This window comes from Sphaerisporangium viridialbum (genome assembly GCF_049674955.1).
Taxonomy (GTDB): domain Bacteria; phylum Actinomycetota; class Actinomycetes; order Streptosporangiales; family Streptosporangiaceae; genus Sphaerisporangium; species Sphaerisporangium viridialbum.
On sequence record NZ_CP187232.1, the window covers coordinates 7,577,462 to 7,595,560 of the forward strand.

General features: G+C 72.4%; 11 protein-coding genes. 9 read left to right on the forward strand and 2 right to left on the reverse strand.

Annotated features, from left to right (window positions below):
* Window positions 1-135: 135 nt before the first annotated feature.
* From ACOZ38_RS34155 to ACOZ38_RS34190, 8 genes are all read left to right on the forward strand, one after another.
* Window positions 136-2,523: a protein kinase domain-containing protein gene (locus tag ACOZ38_RS34155; RefSeq protein WP_424535172.1), complete on the forward strand. Its 2,388-nt coding sequence runs from the start codon at window positions 136-138 to the stop codon at window positions 2,521-2,523.
* Window positions 2,524-2,559: 36 nt separating this feature from the next.
* Window positions 2,560-2,979 (forward strand): YbaB/EbfC family nucleoid-associated protein, encoded by a 420-nt coding sequence (locus tag ACOZ38_RS34160; RefSeq protein ID WP_424535173.1) that lies wholly within the window; start codon window positions 2,560-2,562, stop codon window positions 2,977-2,979.
* 18 nt (window positions 2,980-2,997) lie between these two features.
* Window positions 2,998-3,918, forward strand: a complete 921-nt coding sequence (locus tag ACOZ38_RS34165) for an SseB family protein (RefSeq protein WP_424535174.1) — start codon at window positions 2,998-3,000, stop codon at window positions 3,916-3,918.
* Window positions 3,915-4,304 carry a hypothetical protein gene (locus tag ACOZ38_RS34170; RefSeq protein ID WP_424535175.1) on the forward strand — a complete coding sequence of 130 codons (390 nt, stop codon included), beginning with the start codon at window positions 3,915-3,917 and terminating at the stop codon, window positions 4,302-4,304. Before ACOZ38_RS34165 ends, ACOZ38_RS34170 begins: the two co-directional genes overlap by 4 nt.
* A 271-nt stretch (window positions 4,305-4,575) precedes the next feature.
* On the forward strand, window positions 4,576-4,980 hold the full coding sequence (locus tag ACOZ38_RS34175) for a YbaB/EbfC family nucleoid-associated protein (protein ID WP_424535176.1): 405 nt from the start codon (window positions 4,576-4,578) through the stop codon (window positions 4,978-4,980).
* A gap of 6 nt (window positions 4,981-4,986) precedes the next feature.
* Window positions 4,987-5,310: a hypothetical protein gene (locus ACOZ38_RS34180; protein ID WP_424535177.1), complete on the forward strand. Its 324-nt coding sequence runs from the start codon at window positions 4,987-4,989 to the stop codon at window positions 5,308-5,310.
* A 103-nt stretch (window positions 5,311-5,413) separates the two neighbouring features.
* Complete coding sequence (locus ACOZ38_RS34185) at window positions 5,414-14,350, forward strand: hypothetical protein (protein ID WP_424535178.1); 8,937 nt, start codon at window positions 5,414-5,416, stop codon at window positions 14,348-14,350.
* Between the two features lie 32 nt (window positions 14,351-14,382).
* Window positions 14,383-14,907: a hypothetical protein gene (locus ACOZ38_RS34190; RefSeq protein ID WP_405140149.1), complete on the forward strand. Its 525-nt coding sequence runs from the start codon at window positions 14,383-14,385 to the stop codon at window positions 14,905-14,907.
* Here ACOZ38_RS34190 and ACOZ38_RS34195 read toward each other — a convergent pair.
* Window positions 14,904-15,524 (reverse strand): GNAT family N-acetyltransferase, encoded by a 621-nt coding sequence (locus tag ACOZ38_RS34195; RefSeq protein ID WP_424535179.1) that lies wholly within the window; start codon window positions 15,522-15,524, stop codon window positions 14,904-14,906. The two genes, ACOZ38_RS34190 and ACOZ38_RS34195, sit on opposite strands and share 4 nt — an antisense overlap.
* The gene (locus ACOZ38_RS34200; protein ID WP_424535180.1) at window positions 15,521-16,993 is read right to left on the reverse strand and encodes an APC family permease; all 1,473 of its coding nucleotides are present in this window, start codon (window positions 16,991-16,993) and stop codon (window positions 15,521-15,523) included. Before ACOZ38_RS34200 ends, ACOZ38_RS34195 begins: the two co-directional genes overlap by 4 nt.
* 473 nt (window positions 16,994-17,466) lie before the next feature.
* On the opposite strand from ACOZ38_RS34200, the gene ACOZ38_RS34205 reads away from it, so the two are divergent.
* A complete protein-coding gene (locus tag ACOZ38_RS34205; RefSeq protein ID WP_424535181.1) occupies window positions 17,467-18,051 on the forward strand; it encodes a hypothetical protein in 585 nt (194 codons plus the stop codon).
* Window positions 18,052-18,099 lie beyond the last annotated feature (48 nt).

The following is an 18,099-nucleotide window of genomic DNA, read 5'->3' on the forward strand; positions in this document are numbered from 1 at the left end:
TACCCGTTTCCGTGCACCGAAGATCAACAAATCCGTAACATGTGATGCAGACGTGACAAAATACAGTAATTGGGGCCTAGTTATGTGATCTCATGACTCGCGACACTTGAGCCACAGGGGAAGGCGATAGGGGACATGCAGTCATTGCTGCCGGAAGACCCCAAGCAGGTGGGGGATTACACCCTTCTTGGGCGCTTAGGTCAGGGACCGCGAGGAATTGTCTACCTTGGCCGGCTCTCCGGAGAAGCCCGAGGCGAGGGTCAGGGGGACCCCGCCGAGGCACCCGAGACGGCGAAGATCACCGGCGGCGCCGGGAACGGGGAGCCCGAGGCCGCCGCCGATCCCGATGAGGCGTCACCCGCCGCGCAGACCGCCCCGGAGGCTGCCGCGGAGGCCCAGGGCGAACCCGAGCCCGCCGCCTCCCCCGAGCCCGCCTCCGCACTCCAGGCCGCCTCTGTACCCCAGCCCGCCTCCGCGCCCCAGGCCGCCGAGCCTGATCGTCTGTTCGTCGTCAAGCTGCTGCCCCCGTGGCCGGAGGCGGACCCCGCCGCCCGCGCACGCGTCATCGACGACCTCTCCGCGGCTCAGCGGGTCTCCAGCGCGTACACGGCCAGGACCGTCGACGCCGGATGGACCGGCGACCGCGCCTACATCGTGCGCGAGCACATTGAGGGCCGTTCCCTGCGCGAGACGGTCCAGGCCGGCGGGCCTCTGACCGGCGACGCCCTGGAGCGCGTCGCCATCGGCACGCTCACCGCGCTCACCGCCATCCACCTGGCCGGGATCGCGCACCGCGCGCTCACCCCCGAGAACGTCCTGCTCGGCCCCGACGGGCCGCGCGTCGCCGACTTCGGCCTCGGCGAGACCAGCTACCTCTCCCCCGAGCAGGTGCGCGGGGAGCCCTCCGGCCCGGCCGCCGACGTCTTCGCCTGGGCGACCACGATCGCGTACGCCGCGACCGGCAGCGAGCTGTTCGGCGGCAGCGCCGAGGCGATCGCCACGGCCCGTCCCGACCTCGGCGCCCTGCCCCTCCCGCTGCGGGACGTCGTCGCCTCGTGCCTGGCCAAGGCCGTCGTCGAGCGGCCCACCGCCCAGGGCGCGATGCTCTGGCTGCTCGGCGAGGAGAAGTCCGCCCGGCCCGGGCCCGTCCTGCCCCCCGTACCGGTGGGCGACCCGGACCGGCAGACCTGGGTGGACGTGAACGGGCTGGACGGCCAGGCCCCGCCCCCCGCGCTCGTCCCGAACCAGCCGGAGGGCGAGAGGGCCGCGCAGGTGTGGGCGGTTCCCCCGCAGCCGCAGGAGTCCCCGAAGCTGTGGGGCGCGCCCGAGCTGCCGTCGGCGGAGGCCGAGCCCAAGGCCCAGCCCGTCTCCGCCGGTCCTGCCGCCGCGCCCGGCGTCCCGCCTCGCAAGAAGACCGGCGCCCACTTCCCCATCGGCCTCGCCGCGGGCGTGGGCGTGGTGATCGGCCTGTCCGGTCTCGGGCTGTGGGGCGCGGGGCACTACGCGGACACCCAGCAGATCGGGCGCGTGGCGGCCGAGGGCCAGGTGACCAGCATCCCGGCGCCGTCCGGAGGCGTCGGCAGCGTCGGGGTCCCCGGCGGTACGACGGCGCCCAGGCCGCAGGTCACCGTGCCGTGGGCGCTGTCCCCCGGGCCGCAGGAGACCGGCGTGTACCCGTTGCAGCTCACGACCCCTTCGGTGTCCACGGGGGTGCCCAGCCTCACACCCGGGCCGATGTTCACCCCTCCGCCGATCCCCTCCTCTGTGCCCGCGCCGACGGCCACGGCCACCCGGTCGTCCTCGGCCACCCCCGCGCCCACGGTCACCGTCACGCAGACGCCGACGGTCACGCCGTCCTCCGAGCCGACGCCCTCGGGCCCCGACACTCCCACTCCCGACCCGTCGGACACCGCGAGTCCCACGCCGGAGACGACGCCGTCGGAGTCCTCGCCGGCCCCCGCCCCGAGCGCCACCCGCACGGCGGCCCCGACCAGGTCCGCGACGCCGCCCCCGGTACCCAGGCCGACGGCCACGAAGACGGCCGCTCCCGGGCCCACGGCGACGAAGACCGCAGCTCCCAAGCCGACCGTGACCAAGACGGTCGTCCCGACCGCGGTGGCGCCCAAGCCGACGGCGTCCGCGCCCAAGCCGAGCACCGCGCCGCCCAAGCCGCCGGCCCCGGCCTCCAACCCGTACACGCCGCAGAAGGTCTGCAACTCGGCGGGCAAGGGCACGGGCTTCTATGTCCAGCGGTCGAGCGCGTTCAGCGGCGGGGTGACCTACCAGCTCTACAACGCCTCCACGGGATCCAACTGCGTGGTGACGCTGAAGACGACCTCCATCGGAAAGGCCAGCCCCGTCTCGGCGACCCTGGAGGTGCAGGGCGCGGGCCCGATGAGCGACGGCGGGTCCTTCCAGTACTACGCGGGCCCGGTGATCGCCGAGGCCAAGGGCAAGTGCGTGAGGTTCAGCGGCAGCGCCGGAGGGGGCTCCACCAGCGTGCCGTTCGCCAACTGCGGATAGCCGGACTCTCCACCTAGCAGAAGGACGACGACCGAGATGACGACGAGTGGCGAGCCGTTCCCCTCGACCGGTGACCGTGAGGTCGACGCGGTGCTGGAGGCGCTCGCCACGCAGTCGGCGCGGTTCCAGGAGGCCGGGCAGCGGCTCTCCGAGACGCGGGGCCGGGGCGAGGCCGAGGAGGGGCGGGTGGTCGTCGAGGTGCTGCCCAGCGGCTCCCTCGCGGCCCTGCGCATCGATCCGCGCGCGATGCGGCTCGGCTCCGAGGCCCTCGCCGAGGCGATCCTGCGGGCGGCCAGGGAGGCCGAGGGCGACGCCGCGGAGCGGGCCGAGTCGCTGATGCGGCCGTTCCTCGACGAGGCCGAGCCCTTCGGCCGCGAACTCCTCGAAACGCTGCCCGGCGGCCTCCAGCCGGACCACTCCCGCCCCGCCGAACGGCACGAGCGTCCCGGCCGCTGACGACCTGAAGTGATCGTCGTGCGGGAATGGGAGCCGGCGAGCCCGTTCGAGGAGGGCCTCCGGTCGGCGTTCGAGGCGGGTGACCTCGTCCGCTGCCTGGTCATGCTGCGCCACGCGGAGTTCGCGCTCCCGATCAGCCCGGCCGCCGCCGCCGGTCGCGAGCCGGTCGCCTGGCCGACGCTGGCCGAGGACGGGCGCACCTGGATCGCGGCCTACACCTCGGAGCAGGCGATGCGCGCCGCGGTCGGAGACGCCACCGGTCACTACCGGGTGGTCTCGCTGGTCGAGCTGGCCGCCGGGTGGCCCGACACGCGATGGGGGCTGGCCGTCAACCCCGGCCTGCCGGTGGGCTTCTCCCTGGAGTCCGGCACCGTGGCGAGGCTCGCGGTGCCGTCCCTGGTCGAGGACCGGATCGCCGAGCCCGCCTCGGGCACACCGGTCGTGCAGAAGTTGCTGAGGCCGGTCGATCTGCACACCTACCTCGCGGAGGGAGAGTCCCGGGTCTCCGGCTACTGCCACCACGCCCTGGACGTCGCGCACATCGCGACCCCCTCGGTGCTGGCCGGCGCGCTCGGGCGGCAGGCGGAGGAGGGCGTGGTCACCGACGAAGGATCGGTGAACATCCTGCGGTGGCGCACGGCCGGCCTGAACCTCTACCGCACCCCGTACGGCGGCGTGGACGAGGAGACCATGGCGGCGGTGGCCGGGTGGGTGATCGAGGAGCCCCCGTTCGTCGGCATGGGCCTGGTTCCGGACGTCGACCGTGTGATCCGCGAGTACAAGATCGACGGGGTGGGACTGCCGCACGGGGCCGAGATCGTGGAGCTGACCGTCTCAGGGGTGGAGCACCGCCGCGCCATCTACGACGGCGACCTCGAACGCTGGATGCTGGTGGCCGTCCTGCCGCCCGGCCGGCCCGCCGTGGCGGAGCAGGGATGAGGTGGTGCTCGTACCGCGCCCGCTGGCGGGGTGCGGAGTACGAGGCGAGCCCCGAGCCCCGGTCCGACCGGGTGTGGATGCGGCTGCGCGGCTCCGGGCCCGCCGAGGGCTTCGAGGAGCTCGCGCCCGGCCGCTTCGTGCGGCCGGTTCCCGCCGATGAGTGCGAGGCCGTCTTCTTCGTGACGACCGTGGGCGACTGGCGCGGCGCCCCGTGCCTGGTGCGTGACGAGCGCGACGGCGAGCTGCTGGTCGAGTACACCGGAGGCCGGATGCCAGTGGCACGTGAGCTGGGCTTCGAGCGGGTGGAGCGCGGCGTCCACCGGGCCTGGGTCCCCCGCGACGAGGTGACGGGGCTCCACGAGCAGGCCGTACCGCTGCACCTCTAGCGCGGCCGCCGCTTCTCTCGCGCGTTCGGCTTCTCGTACGGCCGGCCTTCCCCGCCGTACGTGCGAATCCGCTGGCACAGCCAATTATCCCCCCGAATACCGCCGATCCGGACAAATCTCCTGATGTGGTGGCTTCGGGTCACAATGCTTGCCGAACGGCGTTCGAAAATGTCAGAATTACCGGCCAGCGGACTGTTTCCCTTCAGTTAGGCCGGGGTTACGGAGCCGTTAAGCATCCCGATCCATGTGGACAGGTGCTCGGGGAGGTGGCATGGAGCCGTTCGGCGGGACGGACGCGGCGGCCCTTCAGGCCTATGCCGACGAGCTGCGGGCCAACTTCCACCGGTTGCAGGAAGAAGCGCCGGCGATGCACGAGAGAGCGCGGGCGATCCAGGTGACCGAGACGTCGCGCGACGGTCTGATCTCGGCGACCGTGGGCCCGCGCGGCGACCTCGTCAGGCTCGACATCGACCCCCGCGTCTACCGGCGGCCGGACTCCCGTGAGCTGGCCGACTCCATCACCGAGACCGTCCAGAGGGCGGCGGACAAGGCGCGGGACAAGGTCGTCGAGCTGTTCGAGCCGCTGATCCCCCGCGAGCAGATGAAGGCGCACCTCGACGGAGACCTCCAGCGCGTGCTCGACCAGATGGCCTCCCAGATGCTCGGAGAGAGGTGATTCCACATGCCTGACTACGTCGACATCCACAAGAGCCCCGCGCACCTCGGCATATCCCGGCTGGGCACCACGACATCGGACCTCACCACGCTGTGGAGGGAGCGCTCGGCGCGGCTCCAGCAGCTCGTAGCGGCGTCGCCCTGGGGACGCGACTCCGCGGGCAGCGCCTTCGAGGCCGCGTACAAACAGACGGGCGGCACCGACGACATGGTCAGGAAAGGCGACGGCGTCATCGACGACCTCGGCGGCCTGTCCGGGAAGGTGCGCACGGCCGTCACGAGGTCCGACCACACCGACCACGACGGGGCCGCGACGATCAAGAGCATCTGACCGGGTTCCGCGAACCCGTTGAGGATGAGGCCGGCCGGGGGCGCCGGCCGCGAGGGCGCCGGCCACCCGGCGCCCGCCCAGCAGACGACGAGATCGGGGTGACGTGGCTCAGAGCACTAGCGTCAACGTCAATCCGAACACCCCCTCGGGGCAGTCGTCCATCGTCGGGGGCGGCAGCTCCACCACCGACGTCGAGCCCGCGTGGGGCGAGTCCCTGCCCGGCTGGGCCGACACGCTCATCTCCCTGCTGGCCTCCGGGCAGAACTGGCCGGAGGCCAGTGAGATCCGCATGTGGGCGATCGCCAAGGAACACGAGGAACTGGGCGTCGCCCTCTGCGGTTCCACCGAGCCGATCGTCGGGGCGATCAAGACGGTTCTGGACGGATGGGACGTGCCCGCCACGCCCCTGTTCCTGCGTGACGCCGAGCGGCTCCTCTCCCAGGACTCCGGGCTCAACGCGCTCGGGGTCGACAACCTCTACAAGGCCCTGCAGGCGGACAACTTCGCGCGGGAGACGCAGTACTCCAAGATCTCGATCAACGTGGCCTTCTGGATCGCGATCATCGCGGCGTTCATCGCCTTGCTCACCGCGTTCTTCACCGCCGGGGCGACCACTCCGATGGTCGGCCCCATCGCCGCGTCGGCGCGCGCGGCCATGGCCCGGATCCTCCAGAGGCTCACCATGGTGGCCGGGCGCGAGTTCGGCGCCGGCATGGCCACCAGGCTGGCCGCCGTGAACGGCCTCACCCCGGCCGGCGGCGCGAGCCTCGTCCGTACGATCCTCGGCAGCCACCTCGGCAGGGAGCTCCCCGAGGAGATCGGCGAAGAGGTCACCATCGACTACTTGTCCCAGCGCAAGCAGCAGGACCTGGGATCGCGCACGAGCTGGGACTGGAAGAAGACCCAGGCCTCGGCGATCGGCGCGGGGACCGGCGCGGTGGTCGGCACGAAGCTCGCGGGCCCGCTGTCCAGGTTCAGCGACAGGGTGCCGCTTCTCAGGGCCCTGAACAACGCGGGCGGGACGGCCCCCGGCTTCGCCAACGCCTTCGCCCGCTTCCCCGGCAGGGCGGTGCAGACCGGTCTCAACAACATGGCCGCCTCACCGGCGGGCAGCATCGTGGCCAACGGCGTGGTCAACGGCCAGTGGGACCTCATCCCGACCGGGGAGTCCCTCGTGGGCGCCTTGGCGGGCGGCGCGGGCCGCACCAACACGATCAGCCCCTTCAACCCGGCCGTCGCCCAGGCCGCGTTCCGCCCCTTGGCGAGCCTACAGGCCGCCGACGTGGCCAGCGGGCTCACCGACCTGTCCCGGCTCGCCAACTCCGGGTACGCGCCACCCGCCGCGCCTCCGGACGGCGGCGCGTCGTCCTCCGGCGACGGCTCCTCCCCTGGGCCATCCGGCCCGGCGGGCGCGCCCGCCACCGCCACGCAAGGCGCCGCCCCCCAGGTGACCGTCCCGCACGGGACCGGCTCGCAGGTGAACGCGACGCACGGCGCGGCCCCCCAGCCGGCCGTCCCGCACGCGACGGGCGCCCCGGCGGGCACGCAGGCTCTGTCGGGGAGCACGGCGAACGGGCAGAGCACAGCGAACACCGGGCCCCACACCCCGCCGGCCCCCGCCTCGAACACCACGGCCCCATCGGGCTCCACCTCGAACACCAGCGCCACGCCAGCCACCCCCCAGAACACCACCGCGGCTCCGCCCACCACGCCGGGCCCCGCCACCGCGCAGAGCGCCGTCCCGCACGGCGCGGCCGACGTGACCTCCCCGAACGGGGCGAACGCGCAGACCGCGCAGGCGGCTCCCCCTGCCAACGCGGCGTCCGCACCCCAGTCGGCGACCACGGCCGAGACGCAGGCCACTCCCCCGACCCAGACCCAGACCGCACCGCAGACCCAGGCACAGGCCACACCCCAAGGCGAGACAGCGTCCCAGGCACAGAACGCGTCCCAGAGCCAGCCCGCCACCCAGACCCAGACCACGCCGCAGGCGCAGACCGCCGCCCAGACCCAGACCGCGCCACAGACCCAGACCGCGCCACAGACCCAGACCGCGCCACAGACCCAGACCGCGCCACAGACCCAGACCGCACCGCAGACCCAGACCGCCACACAGGGCCAGACCACCGTGCAGGTGCAGAGCGCGCCGCAGGTGGCGGCGCAGGCACAGGCCGCGGCGCCGGGAGTGACCGTGACGCAGGCCGCGGCCCAGGTGGGCGGGCCCGCGACCATCTCCATAGGCGCGGCGCTCAACGGCACCCCGGACGCCCACACCACCGCCGCCCCCGCACCCGCGTCCGCGAGCCACCCGGCCCCGGCCCGTCCCGCGGGGCACGGCACCGGCCCGGGCCGTTCCGCACGGAACACCTCCGGCCCCGGCCGCTCAGGCCCGCACGGCGCCGACGGCGGGTCGCGACGGCCCAACGTCGGAAGGCGGACGGTACGGGCCGGCACGGTCACGGCCGAGGAGATCGAGGGCACCGGCTTCCGGCCGGACGCCCGCCCGCGGGGCACGCGGCTGACCCTCGCCGAGGTCCCCCCCGCCCTCGCCGACCTGCAGGCCTCGGACTTCCGGCACGGCATAGGCGTGCGCGGCGTGGGTGTGCTGCCCGACGGCTCGGCCTACTGGGTGATGACCGACGACGGGAACGTCCACCACTTCGACGTCTCGGTCGGCAAAGTGTCCAGGAGACTTCGCCCGGGGAGGCTGTGGGGTCGCCGGTTGCTGGCCCGGACCAGGGTGCAGGCCGGAACGGTCGACCGGCCGCACCAGGTGCGGCTGGCACCCGGAATCCATCCGAACCAGGTCGCGCGGGTGCTGCTCCATGAGACCACCGACGCGCTGCAACGGAGGGCGGCGGTCGACGCCCGCGCGCCGCAGGGTGTCATCCGCGGCCGCCTCGCGGCGGTCAACCCGTTCCACGGCCATGTCGAGGGCAACGACGAGTGCGTGTCGGCCCGGAGGAACGAGATCGCCTACCTCGTCCGCAAGTGGGAGCAGGCCCGCACACCCGACGAGCGGCGGGAGCTACGGCAGGAGGCCGAGGCGGCGGCGCGCGACATCGAGAGGCGCGGTCACGTGCCCCCGGTGCTCCCGTGGAGCGCGGGCCCGCCCGCGTCCCCGGATCTCGTACGGGTGCGGGCGCTGGGCCGGTCCATGGCGGACGCGGCGACGGCACTCGGCGAACGCGTCGCGGCCAAGCGGGAGAGCGCGGAGGCGGCCAGGGAGAAGGGCCGCGAGGCCGGCGAGAAGCGGGACAAGGCGACCAGGGACCGGGACCAGGCCTCGGGGGAACGCCGGCGCAGGGCCGTCGCGGAGGCCGGCGTCGCCAGGGACCAGGAGCGCCGGCAGACGCGGATGGCCGAGGCGTACGAGAGGGCGCGAGGCCGCGCACGGGACGCCCGCGCCGCGTACGAGACCCTGGCGGACGCCATGGCACGGCTGGAGGCGGCGCGGGACCCGAACCTGCTCGCGCCCCTGGCCGACGACGTGGCCCAGGCCAGGCTCGCGGCGGAGTCGGCCGACGGCGCCTACCGCAAGGCGCTGGAAGAGGCCCTGCCGCCGCGTGCCGCCCTGACCTCCGCCGCGCCGGACGGCGACCTGCCCAACATGGCCGCCCTGACCGACAGGGTCAACGCCATGCTGGTGGCCAGGGGCATCGACGACACGTTCACCCGCGCCCGGCTGGAGAACATCCTGGTCGCCGACTTCGACCAGGTGCTGTCGGAGGAAGGCCTGACGGTGCGGGTGGGCGACACCCATCCGGGGGAGCTGCGCGTCAGGCTGCGCGTGGGCGCGCTGCTCGAAGTGCTCGACCCCGATCACCGGCCGTCGGAGTTCATCCGCGGCCGGCTCGCCCAGGGCGGCCCGTCGATGGGAACCTCCTCCGCCCACAGGTTCGGCCAGTCGTACGGGCCCAACGTGATGCGCCTGATCAAGCCGTTCCTCATGGGCCTGCCGGAGAACAACCTGACCATGCCGTTGAGGTGGTGGGGCGAGCACGGCGTCCTGCAGGTCAACTTCTCCAACGGCCGGCACGAGACGACGAGCGGCGGTTCGGAGAAGTACGCGGTCGGCGACGCCAGCGGCGTCACCGACAACCGTGGCGAGTCGCTCGTCTACACCGTGGAGGACGCCGAGTACGAGGTCGAGGTCCGCACCGCGAGCGACGGTGACGGCAAGGCGAGGAGGCCGCAGGCGGAGCGGGTCGCCGCCACCGAAGACGGGACGGGGCCTCGGCTGGTGCTGTCGCACTCGTTCTCCCAGGCCGCCCCGGACTCGACCATCCGGCTGCCGGACGGGCTCACCCGGCGGGAGGGGTTCCCGAGGCACGTGGTCCTCAGCGCGACCGGCCTGGGACCCCTGGTCGCCGAGACCGCCGCCGCCCTGGGGTCCCAGGCCAGGGTGGGCAGCGTGGCGCGCGACGACATCCGCCAGATGCTGACCCAGGTCGTGACGAGCCGGCTCGGCGAGGCCATCAACAACCCGGCGGGGCTGCCCCCGAGGGTCATCACCGACGGCACGCGCCCGGTGGCGGAGATGGAGGTGGTCGCGAGGCTCCGGACGGTGCCCGACGCGTCCGGCGTGCGCCGTCCGGCCGTGACTCCGGTCGGAGTCGCCAGCGCCGAGGACTTCCAGGAGGCGTTGCGCGTCGAGCACTCCAGCGTGTCGGTCACGCAGTCGTCTGGACGCTCGAACAGCCTCGGCGGCGCCGTCGGCGTCTCGGCCCTGGACGAAGAGAACATGCCGCTGTTGGACGACGACATGGTCCCCAAGGCGACGGTCGGCAGCGGGCGGGGGTCGTCGAGATCGGAGTCCTCCTCGGCCACCGTGGGAACGTACAAGGTCAGCGTGCAGCGGGCGATGTACGGGGAGGGGTACCTGGCGGAGATCGAGCTGGAGATCAGGCTGCGCCCCATCAGCAGGGCCGGTCAGCTGGGCGCGCCGATCGTGATCTCGGGCGACGCCACCGCTCTGCTCAGGACTCCGGTGTGGCACGCGTACCGCTCGGGGTGGCCGGTCGACGCGGCGGCGGTCTCGCATGACGAGTCCGGCGTGCCGCTCACGCACCCCGACGGCTCGATGGCGGTGCGGGACGAGATCGTCCCCGAGGCGCCGCCCAACCGGCTGGCCGAGCCGCCGGTGTGGAGCGGCGACGGTCCAGGCAAGATACGGGGAGTCGGCCCGGGCCTGGTGCAGGACATGACCGGGCTGCCCGAGGTCCTGAGGCTCACGGAGAACGCACTGCGCGCGCTGGACGACGACTACCTGCCCCCGCTGAACGCCGCCGGGAAGCCCGACCCGTCACTGACGCGGGATCCCCTGACGCGCGCCTCCCAGGAGGCCAACCTGAGGAAGCTCACCGACGCGATCGCCGCCGTGCGCCAGGAGGCCGGCATCAACCAGGCCACCCAGGGAGGCACCCTGGTGCACCTGGAGCTCTCGGGGCTCAACCGGCAGACCAGGCACCTCCCCCTGCTGATACCGCTCAACGAGATCGGCTCCGGCTACCGGGGCCTGGCCCCGCTGGAGGGGATGGCGAACCTCGACATCGCGTCCGACACCACCGGCAGGGCGAGCGGGGAGGGCAGGAGCACGCCGCTGGAGGCCAAGGCGGGCATGCGCATGGAGGCCCACGACCAGGACGCCATGTTCACCGGCGCCGAGGGCAGGGGGAGCCGGGGAACCAGCCACGGAGCCGAGGGCTCCGTCGGCAACACCACCAACGACGTGAAGCTCGTGGAGGCGAAGTCGGCGCTGGCCCCCTTCACCAAGCGGTACGAGGTGAGCGTCTTGGTGATCAACGAGGACGGCTCACTGCGGCCGCTGATCGCACCCCAGGAAGTCCGCGCGGACGTCTACTGGCCCTCCGACATGCTGCCTCCCGTCAATGCCGCCGTCGCCCCCCTCACCCATTCGGTCAGCCAGGACGGCACCCTGGAGGAGATGCGCCGGGGAGGCCTCCTCGCCCTGGACATCGGCCCCATGCTGGCGGAGGTCGTGCCGAGGCTCCCGAAGTCGATGCGACCCGGCACCGCCGCGTTCGTCGAGGTGATGAACCTCCTCAATTCGGAGCACCTGCTGGCCCACTCCGAGATGTTCGTCACCGGCCACGGCATCTCCATCCCCGTGCACCCGCAGGGCCCGGGAGGCCTGCACGCCACGGTGACGGTCCGCGCGGTCGTGACCGGCCCCTCCACGCCCGTCGGCAGCCCCGATCTGGTGAGCCTCGACATCCTCTTCGGGATGGGCAGCGACGGTGTGACCCGCAGCAGCGGAAGCAACGTGGCGACCGGCGGCTCCGCCGGGGCCGGTGTGCACCAGCAGGGCGCGCCGAACGCCTCCGGCGGCGTCGACACCTCCGCGTCCGGGAACTCCGGGGCGTCCGCGACGGACCTGTCGATCTACGGTGACGAGCGTCTGCACGTCAAGCAGGGTGTCGAGCGGCTGCACACGGCGCCCGTCCGCTTCGAGATCACCGTGGAGGGGCGCGGCACCGACGCCCCGGTGAAGATCGACGTCGACGGCACGGCCCTGTACCGGCAGTCAGAACGCCGCGCGCTGATGCTGTACGCCAACGGCGAGCAGCCTCTGTCACTGGACGAGGCCGCCGACGCGATGGAGCGGTTCATCAACGGCGAGCTCAAGCTCGATCGCCGGGTCGCCGTCCCCTTCGTCCGCCGCTACCTGGACGACCTGAAGGAAGCCCGCAAGAACGGCGACCCGATCCCCCGGCTCGCCAACGGGCAACGGCGGCTCGACATGCTGCGACAGCTGGCGCCCCTGATCGGTGACCCGAACCTCCCCGACCGAGCGGGCCCGAGGCCGGACAAGCAGCTGACCAGGACGCTCAGCCAGGCGAAGGACCTCGCGAACCTGGAGCCGGAGGTCTCGCTGCCCGAGCACCTCCACCGGGGGGTGGGCCAGACCAAGTTCGGCCGGGTGCTGCTCACCCGGAACGGCAAGGTGGTCGAGCTGCTCAACGAGATACGCCAGGCGCTCCAAGACCACTCACCGGGGGTCCTGAACACCGATCCGGCGCTGGGCCCCGGCCTGTCGGCCGTCCTCGCGGCGGACAAGTGGCTGGGGAACATCGACGAGATCCTCAGGCCGGGCGGGTTCGAGCTCTCCTTCCCCGTGCGAGTGGGGCCGCACCTCACCCAGCGGCTCACCGTGCGACTGAGAGCGGAGTACGAGGGCGAACCGCGGTGGCTCGGCTTCCTGCCTGACGACGGCCTGATCCGCCAGGCGTACGGGTACGACCAGCACGAGCGATCGGCCTCCGCCGGCGTCACGGCCGGCGGCAAGGTGAGCACCAGCGGCAACTCCGAGGACATCTCCGGGGACGGAGGCGTCGGCACGGACCGCAACCACGGCCGCTCGGTGTCCCGCGGCGACCAGCAGAACGAGCTCGACCGCATGGCCACATACGCGGGAATGCACGTGATCGGCACGAAGCTCCGGCTCACCGCCGAGCTGGAATGGTCGGACGCCTTCGGGGGACCGGTCGAAGGCGGGGTCAACCGCGTGGTCAACGCCGCGCCCGCCCTCACGTCCGCCGTGCCCCCCGGGCCCCGCACGCCCATCGTGTTCACCGTGGACGCCGAACGGCTCGTGCCCAACGGGCTGGTCGGTCCGGCGGGGGTCCCCGCCGTGGGGCAGGTGGCACCGGATCCACGGGCGCTCACCCTGCCGCCCCGGTTCCAGGTGGAAGGGCTGGACATCGGCGAGCTGGAACAGACCCTCAGCGACTGCTTCACGGACGAGGGCCTGCTCACCAGGTCGGACATGGAGAAGCTCGCGCCCAGGCTGAAGCAGGAACTGTCGCACAAGAAGCTGAGCGCGAGATTCGCCCACATCGCGCGGTTCGGCGGGGAGGCGACCGTCCGCCTGCCGAGGCCCGGCCACCCGAGGCAGGAGGTGCGGGTCACCCTCGCGGCCAGGGTGACCGAGCCGCGCGTCATCGTCAGCGGACGCCAGGACGTGGAGCACGGCCAGGCCACGCGGCACCAGGAGATGCGCAACCTCAACCGGAGCACGAGCCATCTGCTGCCGCTGGGCTGGGACGCGGGACCGGACTTCTCCTACGAGGGAGAGGGAGCGGTGAACACCGACTACGCCTACGGGGAGCACGCCTCGGCGAGCGCGGCGATGAGCGACGGCGTCCGCAAGGAGGAGACCGCCTCCTACATGGGCGAGGGCGGCACGGTGGCGACGCGGGTGGACTGGGACGCCACCGTCGAACTGGTGACCTACGACCGCCACGGGAACGAACAGGTCGTCAAGACCTTCACCCGCACCGCGACGGGCTCGGCGGACCTCAGCATGTCGCAGCGCCATCTGTCCGAGATGCTGGCCCGGCCGGACGACCCGGCCCCGCCCACCTCGCCGGAGCGGCCGAAGGGCTGGCCGAGGCGTGTCGCGCTGCCCGATCTGCTCGCCGCCGCGCAACGGGACCCCGCCTTCGACCCGGCCGACCCCTACCCGGCGATGGCCTCGGTCCTGCGCGGAGGAACCTCCGGCGACCGGCGGCAACCGGTCCTGCTCACCTCGGCGGCCACCGCGACGTCCCCCGTCTCGGCGCTGACGGACGCGCGGTTGCTGGCGCGGCAACTCGGCTCCGACGTCCACCTGTACCTGCGGGACGGCGGCACCACCCACCACTACCAGGCCGCTCCGGACGGCGCTCTCCACAGCACGGACGACAGTGACTTCGCCTCGGCGTTCGCCTCGCTGCCCACCCGGCTGCTCCCGCTCGTGGAAGGGCTCCAGGTGGACCTGCGCGAGGTCTTCCGGGGGATGCCGCGGGGCGCCGACTTCGCCGAGGCGGTACGCGAGCGGCTGGTGGCGCTCGGCGGGCAGGTCACCGATCCGGCCGCACCATGGCCGACGAGCCAGGAAATCGGCACGCACGGGCAGCCCCCCGCGGTCGGCACCACCTACCAGGGGGGCGGCGGCGCCACGGGCCTCGGCGGCTCGCCCGCCACCGGCCAGGGCGGCGGGGGCGCCACCGGCCTGGGCGGAGCGGGCGGGCCGTAAGGTCGCCTCATCGAGTCGAACGGAGGAACGCGATGCCATTCTCGGTGGCGAGGACCCGGGACGAGGCGCATCTGTACCTCGACCTGAACCCGTGCGAGGAGTGCGGCTCGGCCGACACGACCTGGGAGAACGGCGTGGTGGACGTCGACGGCGAGCCGTCGGCCTGCTACGCCGGGGAGTGCGAGGGCTGCGGCGCGGAACGCGAGTTCCTCTTCGGACTGCCCGCCCGCGAGACCGCGCCGTCGGGGTTCCCGACGTTCGGCGGGCCTGAGCCGTCCGAGCTGCTGGACGCCGGCGAGTGGCTCTGGGTGGCCGACCTGACCGCGGGCGACGTGCCCGCCGGCGACGCGGACGCGGCACGGCGGGCACTGTCGATCGCGACGGCGGCGGTCGAGGAGGTCGTGAAGTTCATTCCGCCCGGGGAGCGGGAGGTTCCCGGAGACGCCTTCTGGTCCGATCGCGGACAGCAGGTGCGCGCGGCCGAGCCCGGCAGGTTCCAGCTGGAACGGCTGCTGATCGTGCGCGACACCTACCGCAGGCTCTCCGCCGAGCTCTAGCCCGCGGCATCGCCGCCTGCCGGTCCGCCGTCGCGCGGGAGCGGCGCGCGCCACATCGGATACATGACCGGACCGCCGGGCAGCCGCAGCAGCTCCGGCATGTCCACGTAGCCGTGCCGGAGGTAGAGCCGGCGGCTCGCCGCACTGCTGGCCTCCAGGTAGGCCGGCGTCCCTTGGGCGTCGAGCCGCCGGTGGTGCTCCTCCAGCAGCAGGCTGCCGAGGCCGCGGCCGGTCCGCCCGCGCACCAGGGCGATGAACGCCAGGTAGTGGTGCGGCTCGTGCGGATGAAGCTTGTCCATCCGCTCGCCGAGGATGCCGAAGCGTTCGGCGTGTTCCCCGGCGAAGGAGGCGATCGCCTCCTCCTGGCCTGGGATCTCGGGGAACGGCGCGGTGAACCAGACCGCGACCCCGGCGAGCTCGCCCGACTCGTGGATCCCGTAGATGACGCCGTGGTCGAGCGCGTGCGCGGCGTGCATGGTGAAGAACCGCCGCTGGATCGGCAGCCGTTCCGCCACCGGCGGGATGAGCCAGCTGGTGATCGCGTCGGGGCTGAACGTGTCGGCGATGAGCTCCCCGGCCGCCGCCGCGTCCGTCATCCGGCTGATCTCGGCCGTCACTTGGAGCCTCCGGTGACGGCCTGCGCGCCGAAGCCGATGTTGGCGTACACCTCCGGCCTGGTCGCCTTCAGCACACGAGCCCACACGACGCCGAAGACGATCGCGACGACGAAGATGCCCGGCAGGATCCAGCGGATGACCGAGTCGGGCGCGACGCCGAGGACGGTGTCGAAGTTGAACAGCGTCAGCCCGATGATCACACACAGCGCCACGGCCGCCAGGGCCGGGGCGACGCGCGTCCGCCACGCCGTCTCCCGCGAGGGGTTCCGTGCGAAGAACGCGATCACCGCGATCGAGGTGACGGTGAGCAGGGTCAGCAGCCCGAGGCCGCCGAACGCGCCGAAAGTGAAGAACAGCTTCGTGACAGGATCGAGGCCGAAGATCGCATAGATGATGATCACGATCAGCCCGAGCACCGTCTGCAGCACCGATCCGGCCACCGGAGCGCCGGTGCGGGCCGAGGTGCGCCCGAACACCGAGGGGAGCACGTTCTCGCGGCCCAGGGCGAAGATGTAGCGGGCCGTGGTGTTGTGGAAGGCGATCATGCAGGCGATGCTGCTGGTCACGAACAGCACCGAACCGACCGTCGCGACGGTGGAGCCGAGGTGGGTCCCCGCCTGGTTGAAGATCAGCGTCGGCCCCTGCTCGGTCGCGGCCTTGACGATCCCGCCCGCCCCGGTCGGCACCGTCTGGGCCCAGGCGGAGATCGCGTACAGAATCGCGATGATGGCGATGCCCACGTAGGTGGCGATGGGCACGGTCCTGTCGCGGTCCTTGGACTCCTCGGCGAAGACGACCGACGACTCGATGCCGGCGAACCCCGCGACGACGGTGGCGAGCGCTGCGCCCACCCCCGGCACGAACAGCGAGCCCGGGCTGAAGCCCTCGAAGCCGATGCCGCCCGGGGCGGCGTTGACCAGGTCACCGATGTCGAACACCAGGACGACGGCGATCTCGCTGACCAGCAGGACGGACAGGATCCTGCCGTTGACGTCCACCCGCAGCAGGCCGAGCAGGCCGGTCAGCGCCCATGCCACCAGCGCGATCACCCACCACGCGGGCGAGGCGCCGAACCAGTCGGTGAGCAGCGGTTCGGCCGCCGACCCGATGATGCCGTAGAGGCCGAGCTGGAGCGCGTTGTAGGCCAGCAGCGCCACCCACGCGGTCGCCACCCCCTGCGTCCGGCCGAGCCCCTGGGCGGCATAGGCGTAGAACGCGCCCGCGTTCACGACGTGCCTGGCCATCGTCACGTACCCGACGGCGAAGAGCGCGAAGATCGCGCCCAGCATCAGGAACGCGAACGGCACACCGATGACGCCCGTCACCGCGTACGCCGTCGGGACCGAACCAGCGACGACCATCAGCGGCGCCGCCGCGGAGACGACGAAGAACACCACCGATGGGACGCCGAGCCGATCCTTGGCCAGTGCGGCGGAAACGGCGCTCGGCCGTTGCTCTGTGAGGGACATCCGGCACTCCGTGAGATGGGGGGGCTGGTCACGTTGTCGTGCATGACAAAGGACAGGTCATCGGCCGGCGGCGGGCTCGAAAGATCACCTTCAGCCACGAACGGCGATGATATAGGCGAATTGTTGAATTTGTCATCGATGACATTGTCATCGCCAGGGAACAACGCGTCTGAGGTCCCCCAATGCAGATATCTACCGCATCGCTCCCCTGCGATTTACGGCATTACATCCTATTTTGGACAAACTAAAAACAGGATTTATGTCAACTCGGGCGCGAAGGAGGGTGGGTCCACGCCATTCCAATGGCCCGCAGAGGTTTCCTCCTGCGTCCGCGTGACGGGCGCTCAGATGGTGAGCGTCACCGGAGTCGCACTCTGGACTTCCGGCGACCCAGCCATGGGGCGCGGAGGCGGCGAGACGTTCCGATATGGTCGAGGGCGTCCGCGCCCGGTCGAACGAGGGAGTCACCGCCCATGCTCCGCGCGAGAACGCTGGTGGAGGCCTTTCTCTACATCGACCTGACCGTGGCGGCCGGCGACGAGGAACCTCCTGCGGACTTCTCGGCCAGGCGGTGGACCACGCTGACCGAGGGCCCGGAGGCGTGGACGCTGCGGTTCGACGGCCCGGACACCGGGCGGCGCCACCTCATCGAGATCCTCGTGCCCTACCAGACCGAGTCCGAGGCACGGCGCGACCACCTGCGCTTCGGGCCGGGCGTCTCCGAGCTGATCGACGCGGGCCAGTGGCTGTCGATCAGCCTGGTGTACGCGCAGCGGGCCCTGAGCGCGGACCTCTCGTACGCCGCAGCTCCCGGCGACGAAGAGGGCTTCGCGGACGTCGTCCTCAACTGGGAGTTCGCCAGGGACGCCGCCGCGGAGGCGGCGAAGTTCCTCCCCCAGGGAGTCGGCGCGGTGCCGCCCGAGGCGTTCTGGACGGAGTCGGGCGCGGCGCGGCGCGCGGAGGACCCCGAGCGGTTCACCCGGTCGCGGCTGGAGGACGACATCGCCTTCTACCAGGAGAACATCGACCACTTCACCGGCATGTTCGGCGACCGCTGAGGGCGGGCGCACCCGGCGCGGAACCCGGCCGATATCGTCGAAGGCGCC

Coding starts and splice junctions, on each gene's coding strand:
- ACOZ38_RS34155 (WP_424535172.1), top strand. CDS start 136: ATGCAGTCATTGCTGCCGGAAGACCCCAAGCAGGTGGGGGATTACACC.
- ACOZ38_RS34160 (WP_424535173.1), top strand. CDS start 2,560: ATGACGACGAGTGGCGAGCCGTTCCCCTCGACCGGTGACCGTGAGGTC.
- ACOZ38_RS34170 (WP_424535175.1), top strand. CDS start 3,915: ATGAGGTGGTGCTCGTACCGCGCCCGCTGGCGGGGTGCGGAGTACGAG.
- ACOZ38_RS34175 (WP_424535176.1), top strand. CDS start 4,576: ATGGAGCCGTTCGGCGGGACGGACGCGGCGGCCCTTCAGGCCTATGCC.
- ACOZ38_RS34180 (WP_424535177.1), top strand. CDS start 4,987: ATGCCTGACTACGTCGACATCCACAAGAGCCCCGCGCACCTCGGCATA.
- ACOZ38_RS34190 (WP_405140149.1), top strand. CDS start 14,383: ATGCCATTCTCGGTGGCGAGGACCCGGGACGAGGCGCATCTGTACCTC.
- ACOZ38_RS34200 (WP_424535180.1), bottom strand. CDS start 16,993: ATGTCCCTCACAGAGCAACGGCCGAGCGCCGTTTCCGCCGCACTGGCC.
- ACOZ38_RS34205 (WP_424535181.1), top strand. CDS start 17,467: ATGCTCCGCGCGAGAACGCTGGTGGAGGCCTTTCTCTACATCGACCTG.